The organism is Mesorhizobium sp. M0663, from assembly GCF_040320585.1.
Classification (GTDB): domain Bacteria; phylum Pseudomonadota; class Alphaproteobacteria; order Rhizobiales; family Rhizobiaceae; genus Mesorhizobium.
In genome coordinates this window covers 1-15,101 of record NZ_JAMYPX010000020.1, presented here as the reverse complement: position 1 = coordinate 15,101, position 15,101 = coordinate 1, and the positions used below count along the sequence as shown (strand labels likewise).

Annotated in this window: 14 protein-coding genes; 7 read left to right on the top strand and 7 right to left on the bottom strand. The window is 61.0% G+C overall.

The features are described 5' to 3' along the window. Positions 1-38: 38 nt before the first annotated feature. Positions 39-629, bottom strand: coding sequence for a TetR/AcrR family transcriptional regulator (locus NKI54_RS26055; RefSeq protein ID WP_352636400.1), 591 nt, complete (start codon positions 627-629; stop codon positions 39-41). A 156-nt stretch (positions 630-785) separates the two neighbouring features. Between NKI54_RS26055 and NKI54_RS26050 the strand changes: the two genes are divergently transcribed. Further along, the gene (locus NKI54_RS26050; protein ID WP_352636401.1) at positions 786-1,664 is read left to right on the top strand and encodes a class I SAM-dependent methyltransferase; all 879 of its coding nucleotides are present in this window, start codon (positions 786-788) and stop codon (positions 1,662-1,664) included. A 74-nt stretch (positions 1,665-1,738) separates the two neighbouring features. After that, positions 1,739-2,212, top strand: a complete 474-nt coding sequence (locus NKI54_RS26045) for a GreA/GreB family elongation factor (RefSeq protein WP_352449075.1) — start codon at positions 1,739-1,741, stop codon at positions 2,210-2,212. Here the strand turns inward: NKI54_RS26045 and NKI54_RS26040 are convergent. From NKI54_RS26040 to NKI54_RS26025, 4 genes are all read right to left on the bottom strand, one after another. Next, positions 2,209-2,598, bottom strand: a complete 390-nt coding sequence (locus tag NKI54_RS26040) for a type II toxin-antitoxin system death-on-curing family toxin (RefSeq protein WP_352576897.1) — start codon at positions 2,596-2,598, stop codon at positions 2,209-2,211. The genes NKI54_RS26045 and NKI54_RS26040 overlap by 4 nt on opposite strands. Next, positions 2,595-2,816: an AbrB/MazE/SpoVT family DNA-binding domain-containing protein gene (locus NKI54_RS26035; protein WP_352636402.1), complete on the bottom strand. Its 222-nt coding sequence runs from the start codon at positions 2,814-2,816 to the stop codon at positions 2,595-2,597. The genes NKI54_RS26040 and NKI54_RS26035 overlap by 4 nt, the downstream gene beginning before the upstream one ends. Positions 2,817-2,889: 73 nt before the next feature. Continuing rightward, complete coding sequence (scpA, locus tag NKI54_RS26030) at positions 2,890-5,013, bottom strand: methylmalonyl-CoA mutase (RefSeq protein WP_352636403.1); 2,124 nt, start codon at positions 5,011-5,013, stop codon at positions 2,890-2,892. Beyond that, a complete protein-coding gene (locus tag NKI54_RS26025; protein WP_352569883.1) occupies positions 5,010-6,452 on the bottom strand; it encodes a methylmalonyl-CoA mutase subunit beta in 1,443 nt (480 codons plus the stop codon). Before NKI54_RS26025 ends, scpA begins: the two co-directional genes overlap by 4 nt. Before the next feature lie 275 nt (positions 6,453-6,727). Between NKI54_RS26025 and NKI54_RS26020 the strand changes: the two genes are divergently transcribed. The 5 genes from NKI54_RS26020 (at position 6,728) to NKI54_RS26000 (ending at position 13,090) form a co-directional block, all read left to right on the top strand. Further along, positions 6,728-8,266 carry a helicase HerA-like C-terminal domain-containing protein gene (locus tag NKI54_RS26020; protein ID WP_352636404.1) on the top strand — a complete coding sequence of 513 codons (1,539 nt, stop codon included), beginning with the start codon at positions 6,728-6,730 and terminating at the stop codon, positions 8,264-8,266. Between the two features lie 438 nt (positions 8,267-8,704). Beyond that, the gene (locus NKI54_RS26015; protein ID WP_352636405.1) at positions 8,705-9,742 is read left to right on the top strand and encodes a YncE family protein; all 1,038 of its coding nucleotides are present in this window, start codon (positions 8,705-8,707) and stop codon (positions 9,740-9,742) included. A 132-nt stretch (positions 9,743-9,874) separates the two neighbouring features. Continuing rightward, positions 9,875-10,144 carry a c-type cytochrome gene (locus NKI54_RS26010; RefSeq protein WP_352692667.1) on the top strand — a complete coding sequence of 90 codons (270 nt, stop codon included), beginning with the start codon at positions 9,875-9,877 and terminating at the stop codon, positions 10,142-10,144. Positions 10,145-10,945: 801 nt separating this feature from the next. Continuing rightward, on the top strand, positions 10,946-12,088 hold the full coding sequence (locus NKI54_RS26005; protein ID WP_352636436.1) for an MFS transporter: 1,143 nt from the start codon (positions 10,946-10,948) through the stop codon (positions 12,086-12,088). Positions 12,089-12,898: 810 nt separating this feature from the next. Next, positions 12,899-13,090 carry a DUF6494 family protein gene (locus NKI54_RS26000; protein ID WP_023679340.1) on the top strand — a complete coding sequence of 64 codons (192 nt, stop codon included), beginning with the start codon at positions 12,899-12,901 and terminating at the stop codon, positions 13,088-13,090. A gap of 420 nt (positions 13,091-13,510) precedes the next feature. Here NKI54_RS26000 and NKI54_RS25995 read toward each other — a convergent pair whose 3' ends face one another. Next, complete coding sequence (locus tag NKI54_RS25995) at positions 13,511-14,236, bottom strand: hypothetical protein (protein ID WP_352692666.1); 726 nt, start codon at positions 14,234-14,236, stop codon at positions 13,511-13,513. 134 nt (positions 14,237-14,370) lie between these two features. After that, positions 14,371-15,101: IS66 family transposase (gene tnpC, locus NKI54_RS25990; protein ID WP_352692665.1), on the bottom strand; the 731-nt coding region annotated here is incomplete at its 5' end.

The window sequence follows — 15,101 nt, the reverse complement described above, 5'->3', positions numbered from 1 at the left end:
CCCGGTCGAACTCGTGGTGAAAATCTGACGCTTGGCCCCTATTCGATCCTCGTTGGCTCAGCGATCACCGCATTTACCCCGTTGAAGGCAAGTTGCAGGAATATCTGGTCGATCTCCGCGGGAGACAGCTTCGTATCCCTCTCAAGCCACCAGTGCATCACTTCAAAGAACGCGCCAACGATGAAGCGTGTGGCGATCTCAAGTCTGACTCCGCCTTCATCACCTCGGATATTCGCCAACTCATGGCGAACCTGCCTGCTTATCCAGCCGCGGATCTCTTCTGGCATTTCGCGCTTTTTCCCGCCCATCAGCGCACGGTGCATCTCCCGCGTGGCAAGAGCATGCTCGAACACCGGACCGCTGAAGGAAAAGCCCTTGGCATTTCTCTGCGAATGGCGTTCGGCACCACGTGCCTGCAAGCCCTTCATATGCTCGTCGATCGTTGCTTTCCTCAAGTAGTCCTTGTCGGGATAGTGCGTGTAGAAAGTCGAGCGGCCGACATCGGCTTCCCTGCAGATATCCTCGACCGTGATCGCCGTATACCCCTTCTCGGCGGTCAGTCTGAAAAGCGCCTGCTGCAGTCGGCTGCGGGTCCTGGCGACCCGACGATCGATCGATCCGGCTGGCATCGGCAACGTCCTTTTCCGGTCATAGGACACCAAATCGTCCAGTATTGGGCGCGTCGGTGCTATGTGGCCAGTAAAACCGATACTGGACACACTGTCCAGTATCATATGCTCTTGCGGAAGGCCCGGCGCGATGCACGGCTGGCCGGAGATAAAGCAATGCACCAACGTATTTTCGGAATAATAGTCGGAGGGCATGCGCTAGTCGCGCTCGTCAAAGTGGCCGTGGTGCTCGCGGCATTTTTCTCGTTGGGACAGGCAAATGCGGTCTTTTCCTTGGGAGTTCCCGTCCTCCTGCTTCATGCTGGTGCACTCGTCGTAGTCGCGAGCTTATTGATATGGCAAAGCGCTCACGGGCGGCTGTCCGCCAAGGACCGCAGACCGGCCGCCGGCGAGGAGAAGGCGCCGCATGTCGGCATCACGCTTCATTCCGCCGCCCTGTACGATATGCTGGCGTGGCTTCTGACCTTCGGTCGCGAACGTGCTTTTCGCGAAAGGATATTAAGCTTTGCGGAGCTGAATCCGGGAGAAGTGGTCCTGGATGTCGGGTGCGGCACCGGCACCACCGCGCTCCTCGTCAGACAGAAGGTGGGGCCGGAGGGGCGTGTGGACGGCGTCGACGCCTCCGCCGAAATGGTTGCGCGCGCAACGGCAAAGGCCCGGCGGGCAGGGTTACAAGTCGGGTTCTCGACCGCCACCGCTCAGGAACTGCCTTTCAAGGACGGGGAATTTGATGTCGTCCTCAGCACGCTGATGTTCCACCATCTTCCAAAGAAGGGCCGCGAGGAATTCGGCAGAGAAGCCTTCCGCGTCCTGAGGCCGGGCGGTCGTGTGCTTATCGTCGATTTTGCGAAACCGCCGCGCCGGAAGAGCACCTTTCGGCTCCACCGGCATGGTTACGTCGATTTGGACAAAGTTGCAGCGGATCTCGGTCGGCACGGCTTCAATATCGTTGAGCAAGGCGACGTCGGAACCAAGGGGCTCCGCTACCTAGTTGCGCAACCGGACCCCAAGCGGCTGTTAAACGTCGGGTATTGAACCCAGATTTCCGTCACCATCCTCTTCTTCAGCAATGGCTTGTGGAGTCGTCGCGCCGGGCCTAAGTTCGTCGGATGAGCAGGGCCTTCACCCGCGAGGAAGACAGCGAAAACGCCATTGCCGGCATCGGCGAGCGGCCGATCAGCCATCACCGCAATCTGGTCACGGAACGCGGCATGGCGCTGATCGATGCCGAGGTGGCCGCTCTGCGTGACGAACTGGGCAGAGCCGAGAAGAGGGCCGACCGCGAGCGCATCGCGCTGGTCTCGCGCGATCTCCGCTATTGGACGGCACGGCGGGAAAGCGCCGAGCTTTCGGTGCCGGAACCGGGCAGCGACCTGGTTCGTTTCGGCATGGGTGTCACCCTGGAAAGCGACGACGGCAAGAAGGTGCACTGGAAGATCGTCGGCGAGGACGAAGCCAATCCGGGCAAAGGGACAATTTCCCATATGTCGCCGATGGCGATGGCGCTGTTCGGCAAGAAGATCGGCGAAATTGCCGTGGTCAACGGCAAGGAATGGGAGATCGTCAAGCTCTCCGACAGTTAGTCTTCGAGCTTGACGACATGATCGCGGAAGAACGCCGCGGCACCAGCTTCGTCGATTTCGCCGGCGGCGACGCCCATGACGAATTCGTAAAGCATGCCGTTATTGGCCGTCAGGGCATAACCATTCACAATCAGAAATGCGCCGGCAGCGACAATGGCCGTGCGTTTGTTGCCGTCGACAAAGGCATGATTTCTGGCAATGCGGAAGACATAGGCGGCTGCGAGTTCCTCAACCGACGGGTCTCCGTAGTTGGCCTTGTTTTCGGCGCGAGCGAGCGCCGATTCGAGGGCATTTTCATCCCTCAAGCCTTGTGCTCCGCCGTGTCGGCGCAACTGCTCCGCGTGCATGGCTTCGACTGCACGCCGCGTCAGAAACTCCCAGCTCATTCGGCGAGCTTCTGAAGCGCGACCTTGTATTTGTCCATCACCTCGCGGGCAGCTTTCATTTGCCGCTCGAAGCTGTCGTCCACCGGCTTCAGCGCAAGACCGTCACCTGTTTCAACGATTTGAAGCTGGTCGCCGGCCTTCAGGTTCAGACGATCGAGAAGCTCCCTCGGCAGGATCACGCCTTCGGAATTGCCGATCTTGCGAATGGTCGTCTTCATGGTGAGGCATCCTGTTGCAACGCTGATTATAACTCAGTGTGTTTCTTGTTACAACAGACATTATAACAAAGCGTCAGCCGACCTGCAGCAGCCGGTCCATCAGCCGCTCCGCCGCTTCCGGGATAACCGTGCCGGGCGGGAAGATTTCAGTGGCGCCTGCCTGCCGGACTGCGTCGTAATCCTGCGGCGGGATGACGCCGCCGGCGACGATCAGCATGTCGTCGCGGCCCAACTTCTTCAGTGCAAGCCTGAGTTCGGGAATGAGCGTCAAATGGCCTGCTGCCAGCGACGAGGCGCCGACGATGTGCACGTCATGCTCGACGGCCAGCCTGGCGATCTCGTCCGGAGTCTGGAACATCGGCCCGACGGTGACGTCGAAGCCGAGGTCGGCAAAGGCGGTGGCGATCACTTTCTGGCCGCGATCATGGCCGTCTTGCCCCATCTTGGCGACCAGAATGCGCGGCTTGCCGCCGGACTTCTCCTCGAACGCGACGATCTTGTCCTGCAGCCGGTCGACCACCGGATTGTCGCCGAGCGCGTTGCGATAGACGCCGGAGATCGTCTGCACCGAGGCGACATGGCGGCCGAAAACCTTTTCCAGCGCCAGCGAAATCTCGCCGACCGTGGCGTTGGCGCGTGCGGCCCGGATGGCGAATTCCAGCAGGTTTCCGTTACGCCCGGCAGCACGGGTAAGCGCATCGAGCGCGCTCTCGACGGCGGCGACGTCACGCGTGCCTTTCAGCCGCTGCAGCTTCGACAATTGCCGCGCCCTGACTTCGGCATTGTCGATCTTCAGCACGTCGACGTCGATGTCCGTGCCGGGACGGTGAGCATTGACACCGACCACGATCTGTTCGCCTGAATCGATGCGCGCCTGGGTGCGCGCGGCAGCCTCTTCGATGCGCAGCTTCGGTAGGCCCTTTTCGATCGCCGCGGCCATGCCGCCGAGGCTCTCGACCTCCTCGATATGCGCAAGCGCACGCGCCGCCAGATCATGCGTCAGCCGTTCGAGATAGGCAGAGCCGCCCCACGGGTCGATAATCCGCGTCGTGCCGGATTCCTTCTGCAGGATGAGCTGCGTGTTGCGGGCGATGCGGGCTGAGTGGTCGGTTGGCAGCGCCATTGCCTCGTCGAAGGAATTGGTGTGCAGCGACTGCGTGTGGCCTTGAGTGGCGGCCATCGCCTCGATCATGGTGCGGATGATGTTGTTGTAGGGATCCTGCGCCGTCAGCGACCAGCCCGAAGTCTGGCAATGGGTGCGCAGCGACAGCGAGCGCTCGTCTTTTGGCGAAAAGTTCTTCAGCATCAGGCTGGCCCACAAAAGGCGCGCTGCTCTCAGCTTCGCGACTTCCATGAAGAAATTCATGCCGATCGCCCAGAAGAAGGAAAGGCGCGGCGCGAAACGGTCGATGTCGAGACCGGCCGCGACGCCGGCGCGCGCATATTCGATACCGTCGGCAATCGTGTAGGCGAGCTCGAGATCCGCCGTCGCTCCCGCCTCCTGCATGTGGTAGCCGGAGATCGAGATCGAATTGAACTTCGGCATGTGCTTCGACGTGTAGGAAAAAATGTCCGACACGATCCGCATCGAAGGTTTTGGCGGATAGATGTAGGTGTTGCGCACCATGAACTCTTTCAGGATGTCGTTCTGAATGGTCCCAGTGAGATCCTTCTGCGCGACGCCCTGTTCCTCCGCCGCCACGATATAGAGCGCCATGATCGGCAGCACCGCGCCGTTCATCGTCATCGATACCGTCATCTCGTTAAGCGGGATGCCGTCGAACAACTGGCGCATGTCGAGAATGGAATCGATGGCGACGCCGGCCATGCCGACATCGCCGGCGACGCGCGGATGGTCGCTGTCGTAGCCGCGATGCGTGGCGAGATCGAAGGCGACCGACAGGCCCTTCTGGCCGGCGGCAAGGTTGCGACGGTAGAAGGCGTTGGACTCTTCGGCCGTCGAGAAGCCGGCATATTGCCGGATCGTCCAGGGTTGCTGGACATACATCGTCGGATAGGGGCCGCGCACGAAAGGCGGCAGGCCCGGATAGGTATCGAGGTGCGGCAAGCCCTTGAGATCGCCCTGGTTGTAGAGATGCTTGACGGCAATGCCTTCCGGCGTCATCCGCTGGCCTTTGACCTCGACCGGCACCCGCCGTGGCGGCGACCAGCCGATCTGGCTGAAATCCGGGATCATGGTACGGCTCCGATCGACTGATCGATGCGGATCGGAAATAGCGGCTCGCACACCGCAACGCCTTCGGTGAAGGCAGGCCGCCGCTCCGCCGCCAGCGTCTCGACCGGACGCTCAGTCTTCGACGGGTGCAGCGTCGTGCCGACGATCGCCCGTTCGCCCGCCTGGTAGGCAGTGTTGCGGCGGGCGGAAGCTGCCTGGACGCGTTTCTGGATATGGCCTTGCTCGAGGCTGGACAGCACGCCGCCTTCCGCCTCGATCTGCTGGAACTCTTGCCAGGCCGCCGCGCAGAGCTCCGAAGTCAGCGCCTCGACGGCGCCCGAACCGCAAACCGGATCGGCGACGTGGTCGATGTGGCTTTCATTGGCCATGATCAGTTGCGCGTTGCGGGCAACGCGGCGAGCAAAACCCGCGGGTAGGCCGTGCGCGATCGTGTGCGGCAGGATGGCGATCGAATCCGCGCCGCCGGCGGCAGCCGCGAAAGCGGCGATGGTGGTGCGCAGGATGTTGGTTTCCGGGTCGGCCGCCGTCATCATCCGGAAGGAGGTTTCGGCATGGATGCTGGCGGTGGAGGGCGGTATCGAGCAGGCCTCCTGGACACGCGCCCACAGCCTGCGCAACGCCCTGACCTTGGCCGTCGAAACGAACTGGTCCTGGTCGACGCTGAGCGCAAAACCGATATGCGGCGCCGCGTAGACGAGCGGCTGGCGCGCCTTCTCGAACAGCCTCAAATAGGAGACGGCCGAGGCGAGCATGGTGCCAAGCTCCTGCGCCTCGGTGGCGCCGGCATTGTGGAATACCCGCCCGTCGGCCTCCAGCAGCACGCCGGGCACACCCATCGAAAAGAAATGCGCCAGCGACTGCGGCATCGAAGCCTGCAAAGCCTCGATCGACATGCGCAGCCTGCCGGTCCCGGCAAATATCGCCGCCGGATCGATGCCGAAGGAGAGGTTGAGCTTTGCCGGGTCGGAGCGGCGCTTGGTCAAAAACGCCACCAGCCAGTCGGCCACGGCACGGCTCCAGGGATGGGCGTCGATGCGGATCTGGATGCGGTTGAGCGGCACGCCGTCGAGCACGCCCTCCAGCGCCTCCGCCGTCCTCGGCAAGCCATAGCCGAAGGCGTTCGGCGCACCCTCGAAGACAAGCGACAGTCCGGTGGCACCCTGCGCGACGTCTTCCAGCGCCTGCGCACTGGCGCGGCCTATGTCCGGATCGTCGATGCGCTGGCTGACGATCCACGGTGATCCCGGGTTGGCGCGCACGACAGGCTCGGCGGTTACCGAACGCTCGTAGAGCGGCTCGATGCGGATGGCGTCGTCCGTATGCGAGACGAGCTTTTCCTCGAAGGACCCGCCGGCCAGCGCCTTCTCTGCCAGCGCCAGCCATCGTTGCCGGTCGACGTTCGGAAGTTCGGCATCCTGGGTCAAGGCACCGGCGCCCATCGGTTCTCCTCGTTCTAGCGGCCGCAGCGGCCGACTATGTCAGTCTACGGTCCCCGGTCCCATATCACAATGCAGCACACATGCCGTGCAACACGCCTTTCGTGACGGCGACCGTCAACCGATTGCCAAACATGGGCAGGTTCCGCAAGCTCCAAAAGCCATTTTCGACGGTGCCCATTGTCGCTGCGCAATGGCCTCACTATACCTGCGGCGGGGCTCCCTTTTCTTCAAGGGATCAGGGCATTCAACCCTATAGGTTTGCGGAGACCGGACACATGGCCGACGATACCAGTATCTTCATAGGGGCCAGCCGCAAGCCGGACGACAGCTATCAGCGGCCCGAACAGCTTTTGCTGCAGTATGGCAATCGTCACGGCCTGGTCACCGGCGCGACCGGCACCGGCAAGACGGTGACCCTGCAGATATTGGCCGAGGGTTTCTCCAATGCCGGCGTGCCGGTATTCTGCGCCGACATCAAGGGCGACCTGTCGGGTATCGCCATGATGGGCACAGCGCAGGATTTCCTGGTCAAGCGGGCCGAGCAGGTCAAGCTCGATCCCTATGAATTCCAGGAATTCCCGGTCATCTTCTGGGATCTGTTCGGCGAGCAGGGCCACCCGATCCGCGCCACCATCTCGGAGATGGGGCCGCTGCTTCTGTCGCGGTTGATGAACCTTTCCGAGGCGCAGGAAGGCATCATGAACATCGCCTTCCGCATCGCCGACGAGGAAGGCCTTCTGCTGCTCGATTTGAAGGACCTGCAGTCACTGCTGGCCAATATCGCCGACCGCGCCCAAGAGATCGGCGCCCGCTACGGCAATGTGACGAAACCTTCGGTCGGCGCCATCCAGCGCACGCTGCTGGTCCTGGAGCAGCAGGGCGCTGCCAATTTCTTCGGCGAGCCGGCATTGCGGATATCCGACATCATGCGCACCACGCGCGATGGACGCGGCGCCATCAGCGTGCTCGCCGCCGACAAGCTGATGATGAATCCGCGACTCTATGCGACGTTCCTTCTATGGCTGATGTCGGAGCTGTTCGAGGAACTGCCCGAGGTCGGCGACCCGGACAAGCCGAAGCTGGTCTTTTTCTTCGACGAGGCACACCTTCTGTTCGACGACGCGCCGAAGGTGCTGATCGACCGCGTCGAACAGGTGGTCCGGCTGATCCGTTCGAAGGGCGTCGGCGTTTATTTCGTCACGCAAAATCCGCTGGATATCCCTGAAACGGTGCTGGCCCAGCTCGGCAACCGCGTGCAGCACGCACTCCGTGCCTATACGCCGCGCGAACAGAAGGCCGTCAGGACGGCGGCCGAGACGTTCAGGCCCAATCCCGATTTCGACTGCGCAACCGTTATCACGCAGCTCGGCACCGGCGAGGCGCTTGTCTCGACGCTGGAAGCCAAGGGCGTGCCGTCCATGGTACAGCGGACGCTGATCCGCCCGCCGTCGTCGCGGCTTGGCCCGATCACGCCCGAAGAGCGCCGCAAGCTGATCACCGAGAGCCCGGTTGCCGGACAGTACGACCAGACCGTCGATCGCGAATCGGCTTTCGAGATACTGCAGAAAAAGGCTAAGGACGCCCAGGAGGCACAGGCGCAGCAACAGGACAGCGGCCGTTCGCGCTGGACCATTCCCGGTTTCGGCAATGACGATCCCGCTCCTCAGCCCAGCGGTGGCCGGCGGGCGCCGCGCCCCTCCAACCGGCAGACGGTGGCGGAGGCGGCGATCAAATCCATCGTGCGCTCGGTCGGCTCGTCGGTCGGACGGGCGATCATCCGCGGGATTTTGGGGAGCCTGTCCAGGGGCAGGTGAGGGGCATCGGACCCGAAGGCGGGCGTCGGTGTCGGTAATTCTGTCCTGGCATCAAGCGCCGGTGGCCAGATCTGGAGGACAGCGGACGGCGGCTATCCGCCATTTGCCGACCTTCATTGCGTTTCTCCAAACCTGCCGTTCGCGCTACAGCCTGATACGACCATCAGCGGGCATAGCTGCGTCCTTGGCTCGGCGCTATCAGTAATCAGTGCCGCTATCGCTTGGTTACGTCAGGGTAAAAATCTGATGCTGGACATCAGAGGTCGAACGGTCGGAGTCGACCACCCAAAACCGAAGTTCAATCCGCGACACTATCCAATTGCCCGTCGCTTGTAATCAAGAGGTCATTGGCCTAATCTGAACTGAGGGGATGAGCAGTCTCCCCTTCAGACGGCTTCCGTCAAGCACTGCGCAAGATCCTATTGAGGGATGGCGCGCGTGGATGGCAGGTTCCTTTCAATTGCACTTCACTTATTGTCGCGAATTGTCGCAACTGCTTTGATGGCTGCGGCAAACCTGCCGGTTGCGACGTTTGACGCTGCGGGCCAAGGCACGGAGCCGCCATTACGGCTCGAGGCCAGAATCCCACTCGGAGATGTGCGCGGCCGCATCGATCACATGGCGATCGACTTAAAGAGGCGGCGCTTGTTCGTTGCAGAACTCGGCAACAACAGCATGGCGGTGGTCGATCTCACCCATCGAACCGTGCTTCGCACAATCAAGGGATTACGGGAACCACAAGGTGTCGGCTACCTGCAAGGGACCGACACCCTGTATGTCGCGAATGCCGGCGACGGCTCGGTTCGATTGTTTCGAGGAGCCGATTATGCCGCTATCGGCAAAGTCGACCTAGGGGAAGATGCCGACAATGTTCGCGTGGATAGCGCGACCAATCGGGTCTTTGTGGGGTATGGCAGCGGTGCGCTGGCTGTCATCAATCCCACGACTAACCGGAAAACCGGCGATGTGCCGCTAAAGGCGCATCCCGAAAGTTTTCAGCTCGACGCGAGGACGAGCCACGTCTTTGTGAACCTGCCGGACGTTCATTCAATCGCAGTCGTCGACCGTACATCACTGGCTCAAATCGCAAGCTGGCCGACCGCCGGTTTGGCCGGTAATTTTCCGATGGCGTTGGACGACCCTCACCAGCACGTCCTTATAGCTTTTCGCCACCCTGCGTGGCTCGGCATCTTCTCCATGGGAGACGGTTCGCTCGTCGCGACTGCGAAGATTTGCGGTGATGCCGACGATGTTTTCGTCGACTCGAAACGGCAGCGAGCCTACATCAGCTGCGGAGACGGATTCATTGACGTGCTGGATACCCGGGACCCGCCATATCGACGCATCGCGCATATTCCGACTGTGTCCGGTGCACGCACTTCGCTCTTTGTTCCCGCGCTTGACCTGCTTCTTCTCGCGGTTCGAGCGGGCGGAGAGCAGCTGCCGGCAATCTGGGCGTTTCGTCCAACACCTTGAGGTGCGCACCCGTGTGGACGACGTTTTCCTGTTGAGCTGCATACCGATTGCCTATTCGGCATCGGGCGGAGATGCTTCAATGGCCAGGAGCTCTAAGCACTCAATCTCTTGCATCACCTTTCCAGCGATACCTTGCAAATCGCCGTACATGCCGACGGTCGACTCGATTACGCCTTGTTGGATGATGCTGAGCTCTATTGGATCATGCAAAACGGCATTAAAATGACCGGGATGCCTGCGTTTGGTTCAACGCACAACCAGGAAGAGCTATGGGCGATGGTGGCCTTTACCCGATGTCTTCCAGAGATGTCGCAATCGGAATACGAGAAAATCACCGAAGCCTCTGAAGGGCATCATCAGGCTGGAGGTGAAGACCGTGCACCGGCTGCGTTTCGCAAGTGAGTCGTACAGGGACTGCGGAAGGGCGGTCGTGATCGCTATCCGGTCGTGGCGACAAAGGGCCGCCTGATCCTCGGCTGTAGATCGTGTTCGCGCATCAGGCGACGAATCTTCCCTGCCGCCCAGGGCGGTGACGCTTGATAGCCAGGTTCGAATTTGTCGCGGAGGGCGCTGCTGGGATCACCGGTCCTAACTTGGTAAGACGTGGGTAGGTTGGATTGTCCGGTTCAATTGGTCATGACTGCCACGCAACGTCCGCGTCCGCGACTACGATCTGACGGAACTTCTTCCGCGATGGCAGCCTTCTTTTCAGGTTGCGACAGACGCAGGACATCTTCGAGACAGAGCGCGCCGCCATCTCCGCTGCCGCCGTCCCGCGCCGCGAATTCACGCGGGCCAACTTGAGGACTACCTGAGGACAACCGGGGCGACGCGTTGGTGTATATGACGCTCGGCACGGTGAAGTGGGTGGAGCTTGGTGTCCGCACGTCCTGTATGCAAGGTCACGGGCAGGTTCTGACCCTATTCCCGACCTTGACAGCCAAGCGCAATATGCGCCAGTTGCGTCTTCGGTCGTTGCAAGCCTTGACACGATATGAATCAGCATTGTTGGGCGGCAGCCTGAGGATTGAAACCGATATTCGCCTCGCTGGAATGTCTAACGCGACTCCGTCATGATCTTCCGGCCCTGTCGAGCGACGCTGCCAAAGCCGGTGACGCCAACGCAGGTGATGAGGGCAGGCTAGATCAGTGCAGCAGATCCGCCCGGCGACTTTTCTTTTTGCGGCCCGAGCCTTGCGCGACATGGGCGACGGCTTTGTGGCCGTTCTGTTGCCGGTCTATCTCCTCGCATTAGGCTTCGCGCCTCTGCAGGTCGGCATCATAGCAACCGGATCGCTGCTCGGTTCAGCGCTCTTAACCATCGCCGTCGGACTCCTTGGTGCCCGACACGATCACCGCCAACTCCTGTTTGCCGCCGCCAGTCTGATGGTCGCCACGGGTGTGGCCTTTGCTGTGGTCCACGACTACGCGCTGCTTTTGGTGATCGCCTTCGCAGGCACCATCAACCCGTCGGCCGGCAGCGTCAGCGTATTCGTGCCCTTAGAGCATGCCGTGCTCACACGCGAAGTTACCGACGCCGCGCGGACCAAGATGTTCGCGCGCTACAGCCTTGTGGGTGCGCTCGCAGCCGCGGTTGGCGCGCTCGCTTCGGTGACACCTGATCTTCTGGCTCCAGCCGGCCTCGATCAACTCACCGGCATCAAGGCGATGTTCGTGCTCTATGCGTTGCTGGGCCTGCTCGGCGGTCTCCTTTACGCGCAGATCCCGCAGCGCCGTCCAACGTCGGACTCCGGCAGCACGTCCGCGCTTGGCCCCTCGCGGAATATCGTTTTCAAGCTTGCGGCCCTTTTTAGCCTTGATGCCTTTGCCGGCGGCTTCCTCGTCCAGTCGCTGCTTGCCCTGTGGCTTTTCGAAAAATTCGACCTGTCGCTTTCGGAAGCGGGCTTTTTCTTCTTCTGGTCGGGCGTGCTTTCGGCGTTCTCATTCCCCGTTGCCGCCTGGCTGTCGCGGCACATCGGGCTCATCAACACGATGGTGTTCACACACATTCCGTCCAGCATCGCCCTGATGTTGGCGGCGCTTGCGCCGACGCTCCCTCTGGCGCTCGCCCTGCTGCTGATCCGTGCCGCGCTTTCGCAGATGGACGTCCCGACGCGCTCATCTTACGTTATGGCGGTCGTCACGGAGGCGGAGCGGGCAGCCGCCGCGAGCTTCACATCGGTCCCGCGCAGCCTGGCTGCCGCAGCCAGTCCCGCCCTGGCGGGCGCTCTGTTCGCTGCCTCGTTCCGGGCTTGGCCCCTCCTCATCTGCGGTGCACTGAAGATCGCTTACGATCTGCTGCTGCTGATGCAGTTCCGGCACCTCAAGCCGCCGGAGGAACGCTGATATTTGGGTGCTTGACCGGGAGGGGTCAATCGCGAAGGCAAATGTTGGAAAGGTCGTCGATCACTTCGGTCTGACTCCGGACTTGTCGAATGCCTAATGTGACCCGACATCCTCGACGCGATGCCTGCAGACCATCACCCGCAGCGCAGCAGACAACGAAAGTCTCCGCTGGGCTCTGCCGATCAGGCAGGCCGTGCTTTGTAAAAGCGGCACCAACCATCGGGGCTGATTTCACCCGCGACAATCTAGGATGCATTCGGCTTCAGGAAATGGGTGCACCCGGCGCAGCGGCGACCTTTGTTTGGAACATCCTAATAAAGCGCCACAGGCTTTGGGGTTGTTTCGGCGCCGCGCGCCGCAGGCTGACCTGTCATGCAGGAAGCAAGCCCACCTGCACCGGCAAATCGCCGCGCCGGTCGTCGACGCCTTAAGAAATTTCCGGCGAGACAGCGCTTGGCCTGGCTTACGTTGTGCCGACCCGCAATTTATCTCACCACGATCTTCTTTAATGGTCTTTCCTCCCAATCGAACCCAAAGAAGCGCCGAGTGCTGATCAGATCGATTTGAGGTACTCGATCAGATCACTCTTTTCCTGATCGGTCAGATCAAGGCCGAGATGGCCGTCATAGTGCTCCTTCTGCGCAAGACGTCGATCGGTTCCACTCCTCCTGCCAGGGGTCGATCAAGTTTAAGGACCCGACGTCTCCTCCCGGCTCGAGGTCTATTTCAATAAAACCGTACGTCACCGTCCTGCTTCCTTGATCCCTTGCCTTCCCTTACAATCCCTTCCGGACACAGAGGAGTTCCGCCATGAGCGAAGACGCCGTCAACATGTCGATCCGCAAGTTCCTGAAGGAAGTCGGCGTCACCTCACAGCGCAAGATCGAGGAGACGGTGCGCGAAGGGCAAATCGGCGGCAAGAAGCTGAAGGTCCGCATGACGCTGACGGCGGAAGGCACCGGCCTCAACCACGTGGTGGACGGCGAGATCGAACTTCCATAAGCCGGGCGAAGCGACCTAGCGAAACGTCCAACGCGGCCGAAAGCCGTCGAGACGGATCAGCGGTTGGAATGGCGTCTGGCCGGGTCGATGTAGTACCGCTCACCCCACGCTCTTGCGACTCTGAGGGAACGCGAAAGACCGACCCAACCAAGCCGTTTGACCCGCGCTGGCAGCTGCTGAGTAGGCGAAGTCAGCATCGCCTCGATCGCGCCACGAACGGTCATTGGTCAGCTACTAACGGAATGTCTCGATCCCATTACTTGCCGTTCGATAGCGCGGACGGACATAACAGTCACGTGGCCTCCTTGCGATCATGAGGCGTGCACCCTACCATTTGCCTGGCGGCCTTTAGGGGTCATCACCGTCGGGGGAGGCGTCTGCGCTGCCACCTTCTAAAACGTCGTCGCTTGCGACGCGGTTCTACTTACCGGCGTTGCTCAAGCTGAACAGATCGACGCGATCACGAGAGGGTAGCTCCGGCTGGTCCGCAACGACGAAAGCAGTCTTGTTCCAGCTAACGTCGAATTGGTCGAGCTTACTCACTAGCTTCCTGCGCTCTGCGGCGGAATGCAGCGCTTTGAGTGCCTGCGTTTCATCGGTGCTGATCCCGAGCAACCTTCCACCCGTGGCAGTAAGGTAGGCCAGCAACCAGCCAATAACGAAAGAAGCCGCTCGAATTATTGGCGTTGTGTCCAACAGCAGCGGAACAGAGAAGATCGAGCCCAAGACCACACCAATGCCGATTCTGACGGCTCTGTTGCGGCGAAGGGTCCCCTCGACATCAGTGCAAAGGGCCTCAATCGCATAACGGTCCTCACGGTGCTTGGCCTCCAGCTTTGCGCCCAAGATTGTTGCTTCTTGCTCCCTCTCCTTCTGTATCGTCTCAATTCGTTCATTGACCTTGTTTAACCGTTTTTTCCCTTCGGCTTTTGCCTTGTTGACCGCTTCCAGCCCTTTCTGACGTTCCTCTTCGAGGTGCGGATGCAGCATCTCCTGCCACAAAAGCGGGAGGTTTTCCTCGGTCACGACGTTGGACACACCTAGCGTTTTATCCATGAGGGCCTGCGCGCTGCGATCCTGCGAAATCAGCAAATCGAGCTGGCGGCTCTTGTCGTCATCCCCCAGCGCATCAGTGAGCCGCTTCACGGCCGCTACCACTCCCGGACGGATCGCGAGCACATGTTCGCAGCTTGCCAGCAGCGTAAGCGCTATTTTCGCTGCACGTTGACGCGAGCGCTTTCGACGGATGGCCTTCGAATCGGGAACGGTATCTGGTCTGATCAGGCTGCTGTTGCTTTGGCGAAGTTGAAGGGCAGCAGATCCTCGATGGCTGCGTTCTCGGGGCGCTGAGGTAGTTCAGTGAGGACGTGGCGCAGCCACGCTAACGGCTCGACGCCACAGGCGCGGCAGGTCAACATCAGGCTGTAGATGACGGCGCTGGCCCTGGCTCCGTCGACGGTATCGCTGAACAGCCAACTTTTCCGGCCAGTGGCAAAGATTCTGATGTCACGCTCGAGAAGATTGTTGTCGATCGGCATGCTGCCGTCCTCGGTGTAACGAGTCAGATATCCCCATTGGTTCAGGGTGTAGGAGACGGCGTCGCCGAGCTTGCTGTCCGGCAAGACTTTTGGGGCGATGTCGTCGAGCCATGCCTTGAGAGCATGGAGGATCGGGACACTATGTTGCTGGCGGAAGTGGCGAATGCAGTGATCTCGCGTTTCGCCGTCATCGGGGATTTCGTTCCGCGCCTGCCTTTCAACCCGATAGAGCTGTTCAAAGAACCGGAGCGCCTGTTCCGGCGGGCCGCCGCCTTTCTTCCTCGCCTTTAGGGCATCGACGAAGCGCCGCCTGGAATGGGCCATGCAGCCAAGATGCGTTGCCCCTTCCAGCGTGCGCCAGGCGGAATAACCGTCACTCATCACGATGCCGCGGTAATCGCCCAAGAAGGTCTGCGGGTGTATCTGGCCGCGACCCGGCTGATAATCGAGCAGCACGATCGGCTCGTCACTGT